Raw genomic sequence first — 20446 nt, 5'->3', positions numbered from 1 at the left:
CGATGTCGGTTCAGCGCCCGATGCGGCGCATGTCGTAGCCGTTGAAATCGAGCACCCGGCGCGCCGCCGTCACCAGATCGCCGCGCGGCGGCATGGTGCGGGTCAGGATCATGCCGAACTTGCCCGAGGGCGTGCCGAGCACCGCGACCCGGTAACCTTCATCGGCCCACAGCACCCAGATCTTCTCTGCGCCGAAGCTGCGCGACGGCATGAAGCGCCCGCCCGGCCCGGTGAGCGCGAGGTGATCGGAAAGCGCCGCCTCCTGCGAGCCGCCGCAATCGGTGCCGGTGACGTTCCAGCCATTGCCCGCCCGCGTCCAGACCTGACGCGCACCGGCGCAGCCCGGAATGCCGCTTTGCGCCACATACCACGTGCCCGAGAACCGCGCCGGATCGAAGGCCACGACGGACGAGATCATCACGCCATGGTCGCGCAGCGGCGCAGTGACGGCCGGAGACGTTGGCGTCTTGTGACGCCACCACGGCGTGCAGGCCGCAAGCCCCGCGACCAGCCCGCCGGTCAAGAGGCCAAGGATCAGTTTCCGCAAGATAACCTCGCAACGGCCGCAACTGGAAATACACAACGGACGGCGGCCGCGCCGGGTTGCGCAAGGCCCGTTCGGGCCGGATCAGAACGGCAGCGGATGGGCGCGGTGGATGCGCTCGATCCCCGCCAGAACCTCGGGGGAAAGCACCGTATCGGCCGCATCGAGCGAACGGTCGAGCTGTTCGACCGAAGTCGCCCCGAGGATCGGCACCACCGGGAACGGCCGGGTCAGGATCCAGGCAATCGCCATCGTCACCGGATCGAGGCCATGCCCGCGTGCGAAATCGACATAAAGATCGGCGATCCCGAAGGCGCGCGGCAGCGCCCGCCCGCCAAGATCGGGGGTGCGCGCCATGCGCGAGCCATCGGGCACCTGAGCGCCCGTATACTTGCCGCTCAGCATCCCCACCGCGAGCGGCGAATAGGCGAGCAGCGTCACCCCCTCATGCACCGAAAGCTCGGCCATGTCGGTATCGTGGACGCGATACATCAGCGAATATTCGTTCTGCACGCTCGCCGCGCGCGGCCCGTGGCCGGCATCGGCCAGCCGCAGCCATTCCGCCATGCCCCAGCAGGTTTCGTTCGACAGGCCGAAATGGCGGATCTTGCCCTCGGCGACCAGCGCCTGAACGGTGTCGAGGCAGGCCGCCATGTCATCCTCGATCTCGGCTTTCGAGGGCTGCTTCGCCGGGTTCCACGTCCACATCCGGCGGAAATGGTAATGCCCGCGGTTCGGCCAGTGGAACTGATAGAGATCGACGTGATCGGTGCACAGACGGCTCAGCGAGGCTTCGAGCGCGGCGCGGATCCCTTCGGGCGTGATCGGGCCGGAGCCCCCCTCCTTCGCCGGGCTGCCGCGGCCGACGATCTTCGTCGCCAGCACCAGCCGGTCGCGCCCGCCACGGGCGGCGAGCCAGCTGCCGATGATCGCCTCGGTATCGCCCGCGGTCGCCGCGGTGACCGGGTTGGTCGGATACATCTCGGCGGTGTCGATGAAATTCACCCCGCGCTCCAGCGCGCGGTCGATCTGGGCGTGTCCCTCGGCCTCGGTGTTCTGCGTGCCCCAGGTCATCGAGCCGAGGCACAGTTCAGACACCATCAGGCCGGTCCGGCCCAGTTCAACCTGTTTCATGCACTGCCCTTTCGCGGTGTTGGCGCGGCCGGCACAAGCCGGCCGGCGCATCATGGCACGCGGCGAAGCCGTCGGTGCCGTTTCGCCGGGACCCTGCCACAGCGCGGCCAGAGGCGAAAGCGAGAAACGAGACGGCCGGGCGGAACCTTGCCCGCCCGGCCGCATCCGGGATCGTTCAGCGCAAAAGATCAGCGCAGGATCGTCAGTCCCGGTGTCTCAGCGCAGCGTCTTCAGCGCCTGCGCCCATTTCGCCAGCGCCTCGATGGTCTGATCGGCGCTGTCGACATGCGGCTTCTCGGGGGTGAACTTGCCGTCGGCGATATGGCCGAACACCATCGGGATCACCACCTGTTCGGGGATCGGCATGACGTTGACCGTGGTCAGCAGCGTCTTCGCCGTCTGCACCGAACGCAGACCGCCCGACACGCCGCCATAGCTGACGAAGCTCGCCGGTTTGTAGGCCCATTCGTTCCACAGATAGTCGATGGCGTTCACGAAGCCCGGAGGCGCGGTGAAGTTGTATTCCGGCAGCACGAAGACGAAAGCGTCCGAACCCGCGACGATCTCACTCCACACCTTGGTGTGCTCGTGCTCGTATTTCTGCATCTTCGGGTGGTTCGGCTCATCGTAGAGCGGCAGGTTCACCTCGGCGAGGTCGGTCAGCACCACCTCGTCGAAGGCGCCCTTGTGCGCTTTGGCATAGTCGAAGAACCAGTCGGCCACCGGCTTGCCGTTGCGGCCGGGGCGGGTGCTGACGAGGATGACATTGAGCTTCATCGTTCTTTCCTTTCATCTCCGTGGCGGGCCCCCAACGGGCACGCGTCGGATCTGCGATGCCGCTTCGGCACCGGATGCGGACAGGATGCCTCTACGCACCCCCGCACATCAAGAACTTCCCGGCGTCACGAATGCACAGTCAGCCGCCAGAAACCGCACCGTATCGCCAGGTGGGGCTGTAATCTGGCCTCATGAATGGGAAACATCTGGAACTATCGCCCGAGGGCGCCACGGCGCAGGCTGGCCCCGAAGCGTAACGGATTCCTCTGGAGCCCCTCCCCATGACCCTCGATCTCACCACCAACGATCTCAGCCACGCGGTCAAGGCCGACCGCGAAGGCGTCTGGCATCACCTCAGCCAGCACAAGCAGTATGAAACCACCGACCCGCGCCTGTTCGTCGAGGGCAAGGGGATGCGTCTGTGGGACGCGAACGGCAAGGAATTCCTCGATGCCGTCTCGGGCGGGGTGTGGACCGTCAACGTCGGCTACGGGCGCGAAAGCATCGCCAACGCGGTGCGCGACCAGCTGGTGAAGCTGAACTACTGGGCCGGTTCGGGCGGCACCATCCCGGGCGCGCTGTTCGCCGAGAAGCTCTTGTCGAAGATGCCGGGGCTGAGCCGCGTCTATTACGCGAACTCGGGCTCGGAAGCGAACGAGAAGGTCTACAAGATGGTGCGCCAGATCTCGGCGCGTCATTACGGCGGCAAGAAGTGGAAGATCCTGTATCGCGACCGCGATTACCACGGCACCACCATCGGCACGCTGGCGAGCGCCGGTCAGGACGAGCGCTCGATGCAGTATGGCCCGTTCCCGGAAGGTTTCGTGCGGGTGCCGCATTGCCTTGAGTATCGCAAGCAGTGGGATGTCGAGAATTACGGCGAGCGCGCCGCCGACGCGATCGAGGAAGTGATCCTGCGCGAAGGCCCGGAGACGGTCGGCGCGATCGTTCTGGAACCGGTCACCGCCGGCGGCGGCGTGATCGTTCCGCCCAAGGGCTACTGGGAGCGGGTGCAGGAGATCTGCAAGAAATACGATATCTTGCTGCACATCGACGAGGTGGTCTGCGGCATCGGGCGCACCGGCACCTGGTTCGGCTATCAGAACTTCGGCGTGAAGCCCGATTTCGTGACGATGGCGAAGGGCGTGGCCTCGGGCTATGCGGCGATCTCGTGCATGGTGACGACCGAGAAGGTCTTCGACATGTTCAAGGACGCGCCGGAAGATCCGATGAGCTACTTCCGCGACATCTCGACCTTCGGCGGCTGTACGGCGGGCCCGGCGGCGGCGCTGGAGAACTTCCGCATCATCGAAGACGAGAACCTGCTCGACAACACGCTGGCGATGGGGGCGCGGATGGTCGCCAACCTCGAAGCGCTGATGGAGAAGCACAAGGTGATCGGCGACGTGCGCGGCAAGGGGCTGTTCTGCGGCGCCGAGCTGGTGGCCGACCGCGCCACCAAGGAGCCGATGGACGAGAAGAAGGTCGCGGCCGTTGTCGCCGACGTGATGGCGCAGGGCGTGATCATCGGCATGACCAACCGCTCGCTGCCGGGGTTCAACAACACGCTGTGCTTCAGCCCGGCGCTGATCGCGCGCCCCGACGACATCGACAAGATCACCGAGGCCGTCGACAAGGCGCTGACCAGGGTGTTCGGCTGAAGTCTGACTGAAAGAGCGGGGCCTCTGCCCCGCCGACGGGAAAAAGAGAGGGGGCTCTGCCCCCTCGGGCCTGACGGCCCTCACCCCCGGGATATTTTCGGCAAAGCGAAAGCAGGGGCGCCGCTCCCGATCCGAGACGGCGTGCGAGTGAGGCGGGGCGGAGCGATCCGTTCCGCCTTTCGCTTGCCTGTCGGCGGGCGATCTGGCCTCATCGCGGTGACACAACGGGGCCAGAAATGCCGATTCCCGCCGAAGCCTTCTTCATCGACCGCGCAAGCACCGTGCCCTTGCAGGTGCAGCTGCGCCGCCAGATCATCGCGGGCGTGCTGGAGGGGCGGTTTCGTCCGGGCGAGCGGATGCCCTCGGCGCGGCACATGGCAGGCGTGCTGGCCGTCGCGCGGGTGACGGTGACGCAGGCCTATGCCGAGCTCGTCGCCGCCGATTACCTGACCAGCCGCGACCGGGCGGGGCATTTCGTCTCGGACCGGATCGAGCCCTTGCCGCCTGCCCCGGCGCCGGCGGCGGGCGGCGGTTTCGACTGGGATGCGGTCCTTGACACAAGGCTGAGCCGGGCCGAGCGCAAGGACCGCGTGCCCGACTGGCGCCGCTACCGCTATCCCTTCGTCTACGGTCAGGCGGATCCGGCGCTCGTCGATCATGCGGCCTGGCGCGACTGCGCACGCCGTGCGCTCGGCCGGCGCGAATTCGTGGCGCTGACCGGCGATCTTTACGACAGCGACGATCCGGAGCTGGTCGATTACATCCTGCGCCACATCCTGCCCCGGCGCGGCATCCGGGCCGAGGCCGATCAGGTGCTGCTGACGCTCGGGGCGCAGAACGGGCTGTGGCTCGCGGCCGAGGTGATGCTGGGCGGGCGGACCTCGCTCGCCGCGTTCGAGGATCCGGGCTATCCCGGCCTGCGCACCATCCTCGCCCAAACCGGCGCGCGGCTGAGCGCGGTCGCCGTCGATGAGGCCGGCCTCGACCCCGAGGCGATCCCGCAAGGCACCAGCGCCGTCTTCACCACCGCGAGCCATCACAGCCCGACCGGCGTCGCGATGTCGCCCGCCCGCCGCGCCCGGTTGCTCGAGCGCGCCGGCGCCGAGGGCTTCGCGGTGATCGAGGACGATTACGAATTCGAGATGTCCTTCGCCGGCGCCCCCTCGCCCGCGCTGAAAGCGATGGATGCGGGCGGCGCGGTGATCCATGTCGGGTCGTTCTCGAAATCGGTGTTTCCGGGGCTGCGGCTCGGCTATCTGGTGGCGGACCGGCGGGTGATCCACGAGGCACGGGCGCTGCGCGCGCTGACGCTGCGCCATCCGCCGGGGATGCTGCAACGCACGCTCGCGCATTTCCTGGCGCTCGGTCATTACGACACGCAGATGAACCGGATGCGCCGCGTCTATGCCGAGCGCCGGGCCGAGATGGCGCGCGCGCTGGTGGCGAACGGGCTGGTCGCGGGAACGCCCTCCGCACGCGGCGGATCGAGCTTCTGGCTCGCCACACCGGGTGGGATCGCGGCCGACCGGCTGGCGGCGGAACTGCGCGGCCGCGACGTGCTGATCGAGCCGGGCGCGCCCTTCTTCACCGATCCCTCGCGCGGTGCGGGGTTCTACCGGCTCGCCTATTCCTCGATCCCGGCCGAGCGCATCGCCGAGGGCATCGCCCGCATCGCGGCGGCAGCGCGCAGATGACGGCCCTACACGTGACAACCCTGACCCGGCTCGCTAGAACCCGCGCCAAAGGAGAGCCAAGATGAAACTCTGGGTCGGACTGGGCAATCCCGGCGCGCAATATGCCGGCAACCGCCACAACATCGGCTTCATGGCGGTGGACCGCATCGCCGAAGATCACGGTTTCGGCCCGTGGCGCGCACGCTTTCAGGGCGAAGTGAGCGAGGGCCGCATCGGCAGCGAACGCATCGTGCTGCTCAAGCCCGCGACCTACATGAACGACTCGGGCCGCTCGGTCCGGCCGACGGCGGATTTCTACAAGATCCCGCTCGAGGACATCACGGTGTTCCATGACGAGCTCGACATCGCGCCGGGCAAATGCCGGCTGAAGCAGGGCGGCGGCCATGCCGGGCACAACGGGCTGCGCTCGATCAGCCAGCACATGGGCGAGGCCTACGCTCGCGTCCGCCTCGGCGTCGGCCATCCGGGCGACAAGGCGAAGGTGGCGAATTACGTGCTCGGCGATTTCTCGAAGGCCGACCGCGAGGGCTGGCTCGCCGATCTGCTGCACGGCATCTCGGACGGCGCGCCGGCGCTCGCGCGCGGCGAGGGCGATCATTTCCTGAACGCGGTCAGCCTGCGGGTGGCGCCGCCGCGCTCCTCGGCCGGCACCCATCCCGAACGCGCCCCCGCAGAGCCGAAACCGGAAAAGCCCGCGAAACCCAAGGCCCCCGCCCCGGCCGCCGAAGACACCCGCAGCCCGCTCGACAAGCTGCGCGACAAGTTCAACGGCTGAGACCGGCGGCCTTCAGAACGGACGTCCGTTCTTTCGGCTTTCCACAAATATCCCGGGGGAGTCTCCGAAGGAGACGGGGGCGGAGCCCCCTTCCCCCGGAACCCCAGGCCTCACCAGCTCCCGGTATTGCCCATCGACAGCCAGGGCTCGGCCGGCGCCTTCGCGGGCCCGGCCTGCAACAGCTCGATCGACACATTGTCGGGCGAGCGCACGAAGGCCATGTGCCCATCTCGCGGCGGGCGGTTGATCGTCACGCCCGCAGCCTGCAGGGCCGCGCACATCGCGTAGATATCCTCGACCTCATAGGCGAGATGGCCGAAATGCCGGCTGTCCGAGGGCAGGCCCGCATCGCCGTCCCAGTTCCATGTCAGCTCGACCGGGCATTCGGGCTGACCCTCGGGCGCCATGAACACCAGCGTGAACCGGCCGGCCTCGTTCTCGATCCGCTTCGTCTCCTTCAGCCCCAGCAGCTCATAAAACGCCATGCTCTTTTCCAGATCGAGCACGCGCACCATCGTATGCAGATAACGGATCTTCATTCCCGTTCCCTTCCCTGTGGGTTTCCTGCCTGGGAACATAGCGGCCCCACCGGCCGGGTCCAGCACCTGCCGCTTGCCTCGACGCGCCGGCCGGGCTACCCCTTTCGCCATTCACCGACCGGAGACCGCCATGACCCTCACCCCCGAACAGCTCGCCGACATCGCGGCCGAGCGCGCCGAGACCCGCACCACGCTGCGCGCGACCGCCCCGGGGATGGAGGCGCATCTTTACACCGCCTATCCGGTGCTCGATCACGGTCTGGTGCGGGTGATCGACTACATGGGCGATGACAACGCCATCACCCAGGCCGCGCGCGTCAGCTACGGGCGCGGCACCAAGGCGGTCAGCGACGACCGCGGGCTGATCCGCTACCTGATGCGGCACTGGCACTCGACGCCGTTCGAGATGTGCGAGATCAAACTCCACGTCAAGCTGCCGGTGTTCGTCGCGCGGCAGTGGATCCGCCACCGCACCGCCAACGTCAACGAATACTCGGCGCGCTACTCGATCCTCGACCGCGAGTTCTACATCCCCGCGCCCGAGCAGCTCGCCGCGCAGTCCAAAGTGAACAATCAGGGCCGCGGCCAGCTCCTCGAAGGGGCCGAGGCCGCCCGCGTCCTCGATCTGCTGCGCGAAGACGCGATGCGCGCCTATGACCATTACGAGGACATGCTGACGCCCGACGAAACGACCGGCAAGATGGGCCTCGCGCGCGAACTCGCCCGGATGAACCTGCCCGCCAACGTCTATACCCAGTGGTATTGGAAGGTGGATCTGCACAACCTGTTCCACTTCCTGCGCCTGCGCGCCGATGCCCATGCGCAATACGAGATCCGCGTCTACGCCGAGGAGATCTGCAAGATCGTCAAGGACTGGGTGCCGCTCGCCTATTCGGCATTCGAGGATTACCGCCTCGGCGCCGTCGGGCTCTCGGCCTCGGGCGTCGCGGTGCTCAAGCGCCGCCTCGCCGGCGAGACCGTGACGCAGGAAACCTCCGGCATGTCGAAGGGCGAGTGGCGCGAATTCACCGCCGAGTGGGGCTGATCCGATGCGGCTCTACCTCGCCGGACCGGAAGTGTTCCTGCCCGACGCGGCGCAGGTGATGGCGGCGAAATCCGCCCTCGCCCGCCGCTACGGCTTCGATCCGATCTGCCCGGGCGACGCCGAGATCCCGCCCGCCGAGACCCCCTTCGAGTTCGGCCTCAGGATCAGCGCCGTCGACGAGGAGATGATGAACGCCGCCGATGGCATCGTCGCCAATCTGACGCCGTTTCGCGGCATCGCCGCCGATGTCGGCACCAGCTTCGAACTCGGCTACATGTGCGCGCAGGGCAAGGCCGTCGCCGCCTATACCAATGTCACTGACGATCACTTCGCCCGCACGATGGCGTTCTACCAGGGCGCCGTCCGCCGCGCCGAGGACGGCTATCAGCGCGGCCCCGACGGGCTGTCGCTCGAAGATTTCGGCATGATCGACAATCTGATGCTGCACGGCGGGATCACGCGGCGCATGGGGCCGGTCACGGTGCACCGCGCCGCCCCCGACGCGCTTTACACCGACCTCACCGGCTTCGAGGCCTGCCTGAAAGCCCTCGCCGCCGCCGGCTGAAACCGCGCTCCCCCTTTCGATTCGCCGAAAATATCCCGGGGGAGCTGCGGCACGGCCGCAGCGGGGGCAGAGCCCCCGGCGACGCCGCCCCCAGGAAACCCCGCCTCAGCCCTGCGCCTCGTCCCGCGGCGGCGCGATCTGCCCTTCGCGCACCATCTGCGCGAACAGCCCGCCCTGCGCCACCAGCTCCTCGAACCGGCCACGCTCGACGATCCGGCCCTGACGGAACACCAGGATCAGATCCGCGCCCGAGACCGTCGACAGCCGATGCGCGATGATCAGCGTGGTGCGCCCGTGCCGCACCCGGTCGATAGCGCGCTTGATCTTCGCCTCGGTCACCGGATCGAGCGCCGATGTCGCCTCGTCCAGCACCAGAATCGGCGCCCCCTTCAGCACCGCGCGGGCCAGCGCGATGCGCTGACGCTCGCCGCCCGACAGCGCCGCGCCGCGCTCGCCGATGACGAAATCGTAGCCCCCCGGCTTGCGGCGGATGAACTCGTCGGCCTCGGCCAGACGCGCGGCCTCGATCACCTCCTCCATCGTCGCGCCGGGCCGGCCGACGCGGATGTTCTCGGCGATCGAGCGGTTGAACAGCCCCGCCTCCTGAAACACCGTCGCGATGGCGGCGTGCAGCGCCTCGAGCGTCACGTCGCCGATCGGCAGACCGTCGATGGTGATCGTGCCGCAGTCGGGCTCGCGCAGGCGCTGCAGAAGCGCGATGCAGGTGGTCTTGCCCGCGCCCGTCGGCCCGACCAGCGCCACGGTCTGACCGGGCAGCACCTCGAAATCAATATTATCAAGCCCCTGATCGCTGCCCGGGAAATGATAGCTCACATCGTCGAAACGGATATGCCCCGCGGGCGGGGCGGCGAAGGGGCGTGCCCCCGGCCGGTCGGCCACTTCAGAACTCGCATCCATCAGCGCGAAATAGCTGCGCAGCACCGGCGTCTGGCGAAACACCCCGGTCACGAAGGACGCCAGCTGATCGAGCTGGCCAACCATCAGCCCGGCGAAGGCGCCAAACGAGACGATCTTGCCCACCGAAATCTCCCCCCGCGCCGCCAGCACCGCGCCGGTGGCGAAGATGCCCACCATGGTCAGCGTCGCCGCCGCCCGCGTCAGCACCGTCAGCATCCCCCACCAGGTCAGCACCGGATATTGCGCCGACAAAAGTGCCGAGGTCATCGCCCGCAGCTCGTTCATCTCCATCGCGAAGCGGCCGTAGCTTTGCACCACCGTGACATTGCCCAGCACATCGCCCACCCGGCTGAACAGCGAATTCGACACCCGCTCGACCGCCTTCTGCCCGCTGTCGGTCTTGTGCACCACCACGACATTCGCGACCAGATAGACCGCGCCAAGCCCAAGCAGCACCAGCGCCATCCGCCAGTCCATCGAGAACGCCGTCGGGATCAGCAAGATCACGCCGAGAAGCGCCGTCAGCTGCTGGCGCAGCACCCCGAGCCAGATGCCGAACAGCGCGTCCGTCCCCGATAGGATCGCCCGCACCACCGCGCCCGTGCCCTTCTCGGCGTGATAGCCGACCGGCAGGGTGATCGCGCGCGAGAAGGCCTGCGCCAGCGCCCCCATCCGGCTGCGATGCGCCAGCCGGTCCGAGGCGATGGCCAGCCCCGCCCCGACGACGATCCCGACAAGCCCGAACAGCGCCCAAAGCCCGATCAGCCCGAACGCCCCCGTCCCCGCGGCGAGAGAGTCGATCATCCGCCCGAACAGCACGGGTTCGGCCAGCTGAACGACAGCCACCCCGGCCCCGGCCAGCATCAGCGCAATCGCCAGCCGCCGCTCTCCGGCCAGAAGGCCGATCGTGCGGCGATAGATTGCCCAGGTTCCCGGGCCGGCAGTTTCGTTCATTCGCACCACTCCAATCGTCGGGAAATTGCCACAAGTCTTATGCGCAGCGGCGCAATTCGGAAACCCCCGAGTGCTTTGCGACGGTCGGAGCGCCATCGGAAAATCGTCGCAATTCGCCAATCGCACCATTGCCGGAATGCCACCGCCCTGAAAGGCGCGAAGCCCGCGACGGAAACCGGAACCGACCCGGCACAATAAAAGGCCCCCGCCGCCAGGCAGGGGCCCTTTCAGGATAGCTTTCGCCAGCGTTCAGCGGATCAGCAGATCGTCGAGCGCCTTGCCCGCCGCCAGCCATTCGACGACCCAGTGCGGCTTGCGCCCGCGCCCGGACCAGGTTTGCGTCGGGTCGGCGGGATTGGCATATTTGGCGACACTGGCAGTTTTGGCCCTGGCCGGCTTGCCCGTGGCAGCCGTTTCACCGCCGAACAGCTCTGTAAAGCTGAACCCGGTGGCCTTGATCGCTTCGAGTGCGGCAGCCTTGGCTTCGTCCCGGGCACGCTCCTGCGCGACATGAATGGCCTTGGCCACTTTCGCCTGGAACGCGACCAGTTCGTCATGAGTATGCCCCAGAAGGGTATCGAGATCGGGGAGAGACATCTTGATTACTTTCCTGCCCGCAAAATTGCATATCGCAAAACGGTAAGCACGCAATTGAAAGATTGTCAAATATCATCGGGAATTGACTGCCAAAAGCCAGCTTTCGCGCCCATGCCATGGTTTCCGGCTTTCGCATAAATCGACGGGGGAATTCCGGAAACGAAACGAGGCGGCGCCGGCCTCACGGCCGGCGGCGCCGGATTCGGGGCATCCCCGGGAAAGCAGTTTTCAGGAACCGATGGCCACAGCGAGAAATGAAGAAAGCCTCGGGTCAAACCCGAGGCTTTCAATATTCTGGTGGGCGATAACGGATTTGAACCGCTGACATCTTCGATGTGAACGAAGCGCTCTACCGCTGAGCTAATCGCCCGATAAGCCGGCTTCTACCGTCCCTTTCGGACGACCGCAAGGGGGGCTCAGACGGATTTTTCATCCTTTTCGCCCACGGACTTGCCGGCAGCTTTCCCCGCAGCCTGCTTCGCACCCTTGTCCGCCTGGCCGGTCGAGGTCTTCACCTTGACCGTGACATGCCCGGCCCCCGCCTTCTCGGCACGCTTCGTCACCTTCAGCTTGCCAAGCGGCGGCAGAATCAGGCTCTCGCCTTTCGCGAGGGCCGCACCGAGTTCGGCCAGCACATGGTCCACCACCGCCTTGGCCTGCGCCTTGTTGACCGCTCCGGCCGCCTCGAGAACGCGCTCGACGAAATCCTTCTTGCGCAGGGCTGCCGCACCGGCTTCGGCATCGGCCTCCGTGGGCGCGGGCTTCGGCGCCGGCCTGGCTTTCGCTGCCCCCTTCGCCGCTGCCGCCTTGGGCGCGGCAGCCTTGGGCCCGCCGGCCCTGGGTGCTGCGGCCTTCTTCACCTCTGCATCCGTTCCGGTCGTGCTGCTCTTCACCATGAAACCCTCCGAACTGCCATGTCTGGCAAAACTATCCGGGACAGAGACTAACCGCCCCCCCGCGGCCGGGCCACAGGAATCGGTGCCGGAAAATGACAAAGCCGCGCCCGATTCCCCGGACGCGGCCCTGTTACGGAAAACAGACCCCGATCAGTGCGCAAGCGCCCCCGACGTCGCCCCCGAAGCCGCATTGGCGCGCGCAAGCGCCGCCGCTTCCTCGGCCGCCTCGTCCCATTCGATCGCCTCGGGCATCCGGACCAGCGCGCGCGGCAGAACCTCGCGCACATGCGAGACCGGGATGATCTCCAGCCCCGCCTTCACGTTGGCCGGGATGTCGACCAGATCGCGGGTATTCTCGTCGGGGATAAGCACGGTCTTGATGCCGCCGCGCAGTGCGGCAAGCAGCTTCTCCTTCAGCCCGCCGATCGGCAGCACGTTGCCGCGCAGCGTCACCTCGCCGGTCATCGCGATGTCCTTGTGCACCGGAATGCCCGTGAGCACCGAGACGATCGAGGTCACCATGGCGATGCCCGCGCTCGGCCCGTCCTTGGGCGTCGCGCCCTCGGGGACGTGAACGTGGATGTCGACCGCCTCGAAGCGGGTCGGCTTCACGCCGATCTCGGGGGCGATGGAGCGCACATAGCTCGCCGCCGCCTCGATCGATTCTTTCATCACATCGCCGAGCTTGCCGGTGGTCTTCATCCGCCCCTTGCCGGGCAGGCGCAGCGCCTCGATCTGCAACAGATCGCCGCCGACAGACGTCCAGGCAAGCCCCGTCACCACGCCGACCTGATCTTCCTTCTCGGCCAGCCCATAGCGGAACTTCTTGATGCCCAGATACTCCTCAAGCTTCGCCTGATCGACCGTGACGTGCTTTACCGCGCCCTTCGACTTCAGGATCTCGGTCACCGCCTTGCGGGCGAGCTTGGCGATCGCGCGTTCCATGCCGCGCACGCCCGCCTCGCGGGTGTAGTAGCGCACGATGTCGCGCAGCGCCGCGTCCGAAACCTCGAACTCCGCCGGCTTCAGCCCGTTCGCCTTCAGCTCCTTGCTGACCAGATGCTGGCGCGCGATCTCGATCTTCTCGTCCTCGGTGTAGCCCGAGAGCGGGATGATCTCCATGCGGTCCATCAGCGGCTCGGGCATGTTGTAGCTGTTCGCCGTGGTCAGGAACATCACGTTCGACAGGTCGTATTCGACCTCCAGATAGTGATCGACGAAGGTCGCGTTCTGCTCGGGGTCGAGAACCTCCAGGAGCGCCGAGGCCGGATCGCCACGGAAATCCTGTCCCATCTTGTCGATCTCGTCGAGCAGGATGAGCGGATTGGTGGTCTTCGCCTTCTTCAGCGCCTGGATGATCTTGCCGGGCATCGAGCCGATATAGGTGCGCCGGTGACCGCGGATCTCGCTTTCATCGCGCACGCCGCCAAGCGAGATGCGGATGAACTCGCGCCCCGTCGCCTTGGCGACCGAGCGGCCGAGCGAGGTCTTGCCCACGCCGGGCGGGCCGACGAGGCACAGGATCGGCCCCTTCAGCTTGTCCGAGCGCGCCTGCACCGCGAGATATTCGACGATGCGTTCCTTGACCTTCTCCAGCCCGTAGTGATCCGCGTCGAGAACCTTCTGCGCCGCGTCCAGATCCTTCTTGGTGCGCGATTTCACGCCCCAGGGCAGCGACAGCATCCAGTCGAGGTAGTTGCGCACCACCGTCGCCTCGGCCGACATCGGCGACATCGACTTCAGCTTGCGGACCTCGCCCTCGGCCTTCTCGCGCGCTTCCTTCGACAGCTTGACCTTGGCGATGCGCTCTTCCAGCTCGGTGATCTCGTTCTGGCCCTCGTCGCCATCGCCGAGTTCCTTCTGGATCGCCTTCATCTGCTCGTTCAGATAGTATTCGCGCTGCGTCTTCTCCATCTGGCTCTTGACGCGCGACTTGATCTTCTTCTCGACCTGAAGGACCGACAGCTCGCCCTGCATCAGGCCATAGACCTTCTCGAGCCGCGCCGACACGTCGAGCGTCTCCAACAGGTCCTGCTTCTCCTTGACCTCGAGGCCGAGATGGCCGGCCACCAGATCGGCCAGCTTGTCGGCTTCCTGCGTGGCGGCGACGGCGGTCAGCGCCTCTTCGGGGATGTTCTTGCGGATCTTGGCGTAACGCTCGAATTCCTCGGCGACCGAGCGCAGGAGCGCGCGGATCGTCTCCTGATCGCCCTCGACCTCGGTCAGCACCTCGGCCTTCGCCTCGAAGAAGGCGTCGTTCGGGATGAATTCGGTGATCTGCACCCGCGTCTTGCCCTCGACCAGCACCTTCACGGTGCCGTCGGGCAGCTTCAGCAGCTGCAGCACATTCGCCAGCACGCCGGTGCGGTAGATGCCATCGGCGTCGGGCTCGTCCACGGCCGGGTCGATCTGGCTGGCCAGCAGGATCTGCCGGTCGTCGGCCATAACCTGTTCCAGCGCATGGACGGATTTCTCCCGGCCCACGAACAGCGGCACGATCATGTGGGGAAAGACCACGATGTCGCGCAGCGGCAGGACCGGATAGGTGGTCGAGAGAGTCTCGGTCATCGGTGTTCCTCATTGGCGAAAGGGCACCGGCCCCGCCCCTGCGGCAGCCCCGGCCCTTCCCGGTTTTTCCTTATCTAGGTTGGACAGCCGGGGCATTCAACCGCAGCACCTGACGGCTTGTTCCGGTTCCCTGTGCCGGCTGTCACGAACCTGTTGCAACTACATTGGCGGTCCGGCCCGCGCCCCGCAAGCGGCAATCTGCACCGCTGCCCCTCAGCGCGGCAGCACCAGTTCCGCGCTCAGCCCGCCGAGGCGCGCACTCGTCCCGAGTTTCAGCTCTCCCCCGTGGCGGCGCACGATATCGGCCGCGATCGCAAGGCCCAGCCCCACCCCCTGCCCGCGGTCCTGATTGCGCGCGGGATCGAGGCGGGTGAACGGGCGCAGCGCTTCCTCGCGCCGTTCGGGACGGATGCCGGGGCCGTCATCCTCGACCGCGATGCGCAGGCTGCGCGCCGTGAGCTGCACCGAGACCTCGGCCCGGCGGCCATAACGCACCGCATTGCCGATCAGATTCTCCAGCGCGCGCCGGATCGCATCGGGGCGCAGCATCAGATCGGGGCACTCTTCGGGGCAGTTCACCAACGTCACCTGCCGCCCCATCCGGCGCTGATCGCCGACCACCGCGCGCACCAGTTCCAGCGGATCGACCGGTTCCGGGTCCGCCATCACCGCCCCCATGCGCGAGAATTCGAGGAAGGCGTCGATCATCTTGGCCATCTCGGCGACGTCCTTTTCCATCGCGGAAATGTCGTCGCGGGTCTCGGGATCGTCGGGCAGCATCGACAGACCGAGCCGCAGCCGCGTCAGGGGGGTGCGCAGATCATGGCTGATCCCCGACAGCATCAGGGTGCGCTGCTCGATCTGGCGCTCGATGCGGGAGCGCATGTCGAGGAAGGCCCGCCCGGCAGTGCGCACCTCGGAGGCGCCCGAAGGATGATAGGGCACGCTGTGGCCCTTGCCGAAGGCCTCGGCCGCTTCGGCCATCCGGTGGATCGGGCGCAGCTGATTGCGCAGGAATATATAGGAGATCACCGTCATCAGGATGCTGACCGCGACCATGATCACCAGCAGCTGATGCGGATTGCTGGCCGACACCCAGTCGCGCGGGAACACCACCCGCATCGGTCCCCAGCGGGTATCGAGATAGAGTGTCACCACCGCCCCGTCACTGAGGTCGATGCCGCGGATCTGGCGCAGGTTCAGCCGGATCGTGTCGATCACCACGATGCCGGTCAGATCCTGCACGCGGCGCCGGTCGCCGCCCATGCCCTGCCCGGCATAGTCGGGCAGCGCCACGCTCAACCCCAGCGGCTCGGCCAGATCGGCGACGACAGAGCGCGCAGCGGCAAGCGAGTCGGCGCTCTCGACCCGGCTGACCACCAGATCGACCTCGCGCAGCATGGATTCGGTCATCTGCCGGGTGACGCGCTCGAAATGGCGCTGGATGAAGGCGACCGAGACCACCAGCTGGATCGCGATCACCGGCACCAGCAGGATCAGCGCCGCCCGCCCGTAAAGGCCCCGCGGCAGGAACTGTTTGAACCAGGCGAAATTCATGTCACAACCCTAGCCGCAGCGACGACCGGGGGGAAGGACAATGGCGATGGAACGGATCGACACCGGGGTGCGCCGGATCGTGGCGCCGAACCCTTCGCCAATGACCGGGCGGGGCACCAATACCTATGTGCTGGGCTCCGGACGGGTGGCGGTGATCGACCCCGGTCCCGAAGACGCGGGCCACCTTGCGGCAATCGCGGAGGGGCTGGATCCCGGCGAGAGGATCGTCGCGATCCTGGTCACCCACGCCCATCTCGACCATTCCGAGGGGGCGCCTGCGCTCTCGCGCCAGAGCGGTGCGCCGGTCTGGGCCTTCGGCGATGCCGATGCCGGACGCTCGGCGGCCATGAGTGCGTTTCAGGGCCGTCTGCCCGAGGGCGAGGGCACCGACCGCGCCTTTCGCCCGGACCGTCTGCTCGCCGACGGGGAGGAACTCGGGATGGGCGACTGGCGGGTCCGCGCGCTGCACACGCCCGGTCATTTCGGCAATCACCTCAGCTTCGGCTTCGGCGATCTGGTGTTCTCGGGCGATGTGGTCATGGGCTGGTCGACAACGCTGATCGCCCCCCCCGAGGGCGATCTGAACGACTATTTCCGCTCGCTCGCCCGGCTGCGCGGAACGGGCGCACGCCGGTTGCTGCCCGGCCATGGCGCTCCTGTCGAGGCGCCGACCCTGCGGATCGACGAACTCGACGCACACCGGCGGCTGCGCTCGGCCCAGATCCTCGCGGCGCTGGCCGGCGGGCCGAAGGATATTCCGACGCTGCGCGCGATGCTCTATCCCGATCTTGCCGCACCGCTGCATCCCGCGGCAGAGCGCAACATCCTCGCCCATCTGATCGCGCTGCACGCCGCAGGCGAGATCCTCGGCGCGGCGGGGACGAACGGTCCGTTCGCCCTGCCCTCCGGGGCGTGAGCGCGCCCCCCTCGCCGGGCCTTACCAGCAGGGCTGACCGATCACCGGCACGACCCAGCGGCCATTCTCGAAATTGCGGGTGAAGCCGAGGAAACCGTCCTCGCCGCCGACGATCCCCTGCCCCTTGATCTCGCCGCAGACGCTGCGGATCACCGTGCCGTCGGGGTAATAGTTGTCGCGCACGCGCAGGTTGCGGAAGGCGACGTTCTTCGGATTGCCGAAATCATGCGTCACCGCCTTGGTCAAAACCTTGGTTTCCGCCCGGTTCAGGGTGACCGGACGCGCCTTGTTCGGGTCGACATGGGTGCAGCCCGCCACAATGGCCAGCGCCAGAGCGATCGGAAGGGAAAATTTCAACATGTCTCGGGCCTTGTGTGAAACCTTGCCCGTCGATCTTCACAGATGAGTGAGACAAGATCAACCGTGTCGACATGCCGAAAGCGGCGCGCAGATCACTCCGGGTGATGCGGCACCGCGCCCGAGACCGCACGATAAGGCCGGCTGACATCGCGCAGATCGACCGAGAGGCATTCGGCCTCGGCCCGGATCTCTCCGTCGCCCGAAAGCGTCAGCAAGAGCCGCCCGGTGCCGTCCGGCCCCGCGATCCAGCCGATATCGAGAAGCGACAGAACCAGATCGCGGTCACTGCGGTCGAACCCCGAAGACGCCACATGCGTCACGTCCGACAGCACCAGCAGCGCGCGGACCCGCTCGTAAGGCCGTTTCTCGCGCTCCGCCGCCGCCCGGTCTTCCCAGCGGAACCGGTTGATGAGGAACGACAGCTGACGCCGGCGCGGCGACCAGTCGATATCGGCCACGCCCAGCACCGCGTCCTGGATCAGCGCGGCGATCACCGGCAGGTCGTCGGGCATCTCGGCCCGCAGGTTCAGCGGAGCCTCGCCCCCGTCCTCGAAACGCGCGTCCGACATCATTCCTCCCGGATTCTCTCGATCTTGGCACCGACGGCCGAGAGCTTCTCCTCGACCCTCTCATAACCGCGGTCGAGGTGATAGACCCGGCGCACCACAGTCTCCCCCTCGGCGGCAAGCGCGGCAAGGATCAGCGACACCGAGGCGCGCAGATCCGTCGCCATCACCGGCGCGCCGCGCAGCGTGTCGACACCATGCACCGTCGCCTGACCGCCCGAAACCTCGATCCGTGCGCCCATGCGGATCAGCTCGGGCGCGTGCATGAAGCGATTCTCGAAGATCTTCTCTTCCAGCACCGAGGTGCCCTCGGCCGTGCACAGAAGCGCCATCATCTGCGCCTGCAGGTCGGTCGGAAAGCCCGGGAAGGGCTCGGTCACCACATCGACGGCGCGGATCCGGTCGCCCTTGCGGCGCACCTTGAGGCCCTTCGGGGTCTCCTCGACCGCGACGCCGGCCTCATCGAGCTTCTCGACGAAGCTCTCGACCAGCTCGATCCGGCCGCCGAGGCATTCGACCTCGCCGCCGCAGATCGCCGGGGCCAGCATGTAAGTGCCGAGTTCGATCCGGTCGGTGACCACGGGGTGGGTCGCGCCGTGCAGACGGTCGACGCCCTGGATCTCGATGGTGGAGGTCCCCTCCCCCGAAATCTGCGCGCCCATCTTGCGCAGGCAGCGCGCCAGATCGACGATCTCGGGTTCGCGCGCGGCATTCTCCAGCCGCGAGCCGCCCTTGGCGAGGACCGCCGCCATCAGGAAGTTCTCCGTCGCGCCGACCGAGGCGAAGCGCATCTGATGCACCGCACCGCGCAGCCCGCCCTGGGCGACCGCGTGCAGATAGCCGTCGCGCAGCTCGATCTCGGCGCCGAGGGCGGCGAGCGCATCGACATGGATGTCCATCGGCCGCGCACCGATGGCGCAGCCGCCCGGCAGCGAGACCTCGGCATGACCCAGCCGCGCGAGCAGCGGCCCGAGCACCAGATTCGACGCCCGCATCTTGCGCACGATGTCGTAATCGGCATGCGAGGCGATGTCGCCATGGCTCGACATGGCGATGACCTTGCCGTCCTGCAGCGCGCTGACCTCGGCCCCGAGCGAGGCAAGCAGTTGCGTCATGGTGCGAATGTCACTCAGCCGCGGTGCATTGGTCAGCGTCAGCGGCTCTTCCGACAGCAGCGTCGCCGGCATCAGCGCGAGGCAGGCATTCTTCGCCCCGGCAATCGGGATCTGGCCGTAAAGCGGGCCATTGCCACGCACGATGATCGAATCCATCTACTCGTCCTCCTGCCCGTCCTGCGCGGCCCGGCCCCGGACCTGCGCCTTGCGACGCATGAGATTCGCGCGCAAAGCCGCCTTCAGACGCTCTTCGCGGCTGTCGGAGGGCTGCGCAGCGGTAGATTTGGGCTGCTTCGGATCGGGGGTATTGTCGTTCATCGCCTTTCTTTACAGCGCGTGTCGAAAGCTGTCGAGAGAGGTGAAAATTTACGCTTGCGTCCCCCGGGAACACCCGCTAAATCCCCCGCATCGGCCGACGATAGACCGATACGGCGCTGCAGTAGCTCAGTGGTAGAGCACTCCCTTGGTAAGGGAGAGGTCGAGAGTTCAATCCTCTCTTGCAGCACCATCCATCACAACAAAGTAAATCTGTTAAGTAAAATGGCAGCGACTGCCAGCTGTTACCCCGCGTTGGCCGCGCAGGAATCACACTCGTCTCAACCAGTGTTTCCCGGCAACGGCACCCTATCTCCTCTCCAAGTCATGGCCGACAATGGACCCTAGCGGAGCACCTCGCGCGGGCCTGCGGCAAGTCTGGAAACGACCCTGCGGGGCGGGTAGCCCCTGTCACGCACGGCGCCCAAAAGTTCATGCAATGTTTTCGTGCTCAGGCCTGCCACGTCCAGCGTCATTCCCTCATCCGCGTTTGCCGGACCGGGATCTTCGTCCCGTTGCTTATCCCGCCAGTCTTCCGCCCCCCTGTTCTTCAGCGCGAAGATGACAAGAGCCGCATCGCCGCCCCAGGTTACAGCCACGCGCCGAGCCTGTTCCCTCGGCCGTCCGGCGCCTTGGCCGGCTGCAACTGCCGGATAGAAGCGCCAGAGAAATTCCCTGGCGGCAAAAGACAGCGGCAGGCCTACAGGCGCCAGTTCCTGCGGATTGCCCCCGGTCGGCAGCGGTGTTTCGAGAAGATCGCGCAGACGCGCCCCGAAGGCGGCAACCGCGCATCGCTTCCCGCGTCATGACCCCGACGCAAACGGGTAGCTTCCGGGAAACCACAGGTTTCAGTTTCGACGACGTAAAACCGCCGGCCTATGGCAACGGACGCCTGCGCCACATCCGGCACCCGGGAAATGGCACCGGGCGCCCGGAAAGCCCCTGCACTG

Annotated in this window: 19 protein-coding genes and 2 tRNA genes; 7 read left to right on the top strand and 14 right to left on the bottom strand. The window is 66.9% G+C overall.

Annotated elements, in window-relative coordinates; translation table 11 throughout:
• Nucleotides 1-10: 10 nt before the first annotated feature.
• From CG50_RS05955 to CG50_RS05945, 3 genes are all read right to left on the bottom strand, one after another.
• Nucleotides 11-547: a lipocalin family protein gene (locus CG50_RS05955; RefSeq protein WP_152559442.1), complete on the bottom strand. Its 537-nt coding sequence runs from the start codon at nt 545-547 to the stop codon at nt 11-13.
• Between the two features lie 81 nt (nt 548-628).
• Entirely contained in the window at nt 629-1678 is a 1050-nt protein-coding gene (locus CG50_RS05950; protein ID WP_036636332.1) for an aldo/keto reductase, read from the bottom strand.
• 216 nt (nt 1679-1894) lie between these two features.
• A complete protein-coding gene (locus tag CG50_RS05945; protein WP_036636188.1) occupies nt 1895-2455 on the bottom strand; it encodes an NADPH-dependent FMN reductase in 561 nt (186 codons plus the stop codon).
• Nucleotides 2456-2736: 281 nt separating this feature from the next.
• Between CG50_RS05945 and tpa the strand changes: the two genes are divergently transcribed.
• The 3 genes from tpa to pth all read left to right on the top strand — a co-directional run bounded on the left by tpa (nt 2737) and on the right by pth (nt 6585).
• On the top strand, nt 2737-4116 hold the full coding sequence (tpa, locus tag CG50_RS05940) for a hypotaurine--pyruvate aminotransferase Tpa (protein ID WP_036636187.1): 1380 nt from the start codon (nt 2737-2739) through the stop codon (nt 4114-4116).
• Nucleotides 4117-4352: 236 nt separating this feature from the next.
• Complete coding sequence (gene pdxR, locus CG50_RS05935) at nt 4353-5810, top strand: MocR-like pyridoxine biosynthesis transcription factor PdxR (protein ID WP_036636186.1); 1458 nt, start codon at nt 4353-4355, stop codon at nt 5808-5810.
• 61 nt (nt 5811-5871) lie between these two features.
• Nucleotides 5872-6585 carry an aminoacyl-tRNA hydrolase gene (gene pth / locus CG50_RS05930; protein ID WP_036636185.1) on the top strand — a complete coding sequence of 238 codons (714 nt, stop codon included), beginning with the start codon at nt 5872-5874 and terminating at the stop codon, nt 6583-6585.
• A 110-nt stretch (nt 6586-6695) separates the two neighbouring features.
• On the opposite strand, the gene CG50_RS05925 is transcribed toward pth, so the two are convergent.
• Nucleotides 6696-7124 (bottom strand): VOC family protein, encoded by a 429-nt coding sequence (locus tag CG50_RS05925; RefSeq protein ID WP_036636184.1) that lies wholly within the window; start codon nt 7122-7124, stop codon nt 6696-6698.
• Nucleotides 7125-7254: 130 nt separating this feature from the next.
• Between CG50_RS05925 and thyX the strand changes: the two genes are divergently transcribed.
• Nucleotides 7255-8169: an FAD-dependent thymidylate synthase gene (thyX, locus tag CG50_RS05920; RefSeq protein ID WP_036636183.1), complete on the top strand. Its 915-nt coding sequence runs from the start codon at nt 7255-7257 to the stop codon at nt 8167-8169.
• Nucleotides 8170-8173: 4 nt separating this feature from the next.
• Nucleotides 8174-8734, top strand: coding sequence for a nucleoside 2-deoxyribosyltransferase (locus tag CG50_RS05915; protein ID WP_036636182.1), 561 nt, complete (start codon nt 8174-8176; stop codon nt 8732-8734).
• Between the two features lie 105 nt (nt 8735-8839).
• On the opposite strand, the gene CG50_RS05910 is transcribed toward CG50_RS05915, so the two are convergent.
• The 6 genes from CG50_RS05910 to CG50_RS05885 all read right to left on the bottom strand — a co-directional run bounded on the left by CG50_RS05910 (nt 8840) and on the right by CG50_RS05885 (nt 16224).
• Entirely contained in the window at nt 8840-10606 is a 1767-nt protein-coding gene (locus CG50_RS05910) for a glucan ABC transporter ATP-binding protein/ permease (RefSeq protein ID WP_036636181.1), read from the bottom strand.
• Nucleotides 10607-10855: 249 nt separating this feature from the next.
• The gene (locus CG50_RS05905) at nt 10856-11203 is read right to left on the bottom strand and encodes an H-NS histone family protein (protein WP_036636180.1); all 348 of its coding nucleotides are present in this window, start codon (nt 11201-11203) and stop codon (nt 10856-10858) included.
• Nucleotides 11204-11498: 295 nt separating this feature from the next.
• Nucleotides 11499-11573 (bottom strand) — tRNA-Val (locus CG50_RS05900).
• A gap of 46 nt (nt 11574-11619) precedes the next feature.
• On the bottom strand, nt 11620-12099 hold the full coding sequence (locus CG50_RS16205) for an HU family DNA-binding protein (protein ID WP_051909584.1): 480 nt from the start codon (nt 12097-12099) through the stop codon (nt 11620-11622).
• A gap of 150 nt (nt 12100-12249) precedes the next feature.
• Nucleotides 12250-14667 (bottom strand): endopeptidase La, encoded by a 2418-nt coding sequence (lon, locus tag CG50_RS05890; protein ID WP_036636179.1) that lies wholly within the window; start codon nt 14665-14667, stop codon nt 12250-12252.
• Between the two features lie 213 nt (nt 14668-14880).
• The gene (locus CG50_RS05885) at nt 14881-16224 is read right to left on the bottom strand and encodes an ATP-binding protein (RefSeq protein WP_036636178.1); all 1344 of its coding nucleotides are present in this window, start codon (nt 16222-16224) and stop codon (nt 14881-14883) included.
• Nucleotides 16225-16270: 46 nt separating this feature from the next.
• Here CG50_RS05885 and CG50_RS05880 point away from each other — a divergent pair, with 46 nt between their 5' ends.
• Complete coding sequence (locus tag CG50_RS05880; protein ID WP_036636177.1) at nt 16271-17140, top strand: MBL fold metallo-hydrolase; 870 nt, start codon at nt 16271-16273, stop codon at nt 17138-17140.
• A gap of 21 nt (nt 17141-17161) precedes the next feature.
• Here CG50_RS05880 and CG50_RS05875 read toward each other — a convergent pair whose 3' ends face one another.
• The 4 genes from CG50_RS05875 to CG50_RS17210 form a co-directional block, all read right to left on the bottom strand.
• Nucleotides 17162-17500, bottom strand: a complete 339-nt coding sequence (locus CG50_RS05875) for a hypothetical protein (RefSeq protein WP_036636176.1) — start codon at nt 17498-17500, stop codon at nt 17162-17164.
• A 92-nt stretch (nt 17501-17592) separates the two neighbouring features.
• A complete protein-coding gene (locus tag CG50_RS05870; protein WP_036636175.1) occupies nt 17593-18069 on the bottom strand; it encodes a DUF2948 family protein in 477 nt (158 codons plus the stop codon).
• The gene (gene murA, locus CG50_RS05865; protein WP_036636174.1) at nt 18069-19337 is read right to left on the bottom strand and encodes a UDP-N-acetylglucosamine 1-carboxyvinyltransferase; all 1269 of its coding nucleotides are present in this window, start codon (nt 19335-19337) and stop codon (nt 18069-18071) included. Before murA ends, CG50_RS05870 begins: the two co-directional genes overlap by 1 nt.
• Entirely contained in the window at nt 19338-19499 is a 162-nt protein-coding gene (locus CG50_RS17210) for a hypothetical protein (RefSeq protein ID WP_169743347.1), read from the bottom strand.
• 115 nt (nt 19500-19614) lie between these two features.
• Here CG50_RS17210 and CG50_RS05860 point away from each other — a divergent pair.
• Nucleotides 19615-19689: transfer RNA gene (locus tag CG50_RS05860), tRNA-Thr, on the top strand.
• The last annotated feature ends 757 nt before the right edge of the window (nt 19690-20446 follow it).

It is taken from the genome of Paenirhodobacter enshiensis (genome assembly GCF_000740785.1).
Classification (GTDB): Bacteria; Pseudomonadota; Alphaproteobacteria; order Rhodobacterales; family Rhodobacteraceae; genus Rhodobacter; species Rhodobacter enshiensis.
The sequence above is the reverse complement of the archived record's forward strand: the minus strand, read 5'-3'. Positions and strand labels throughout refer to the sequence as shown.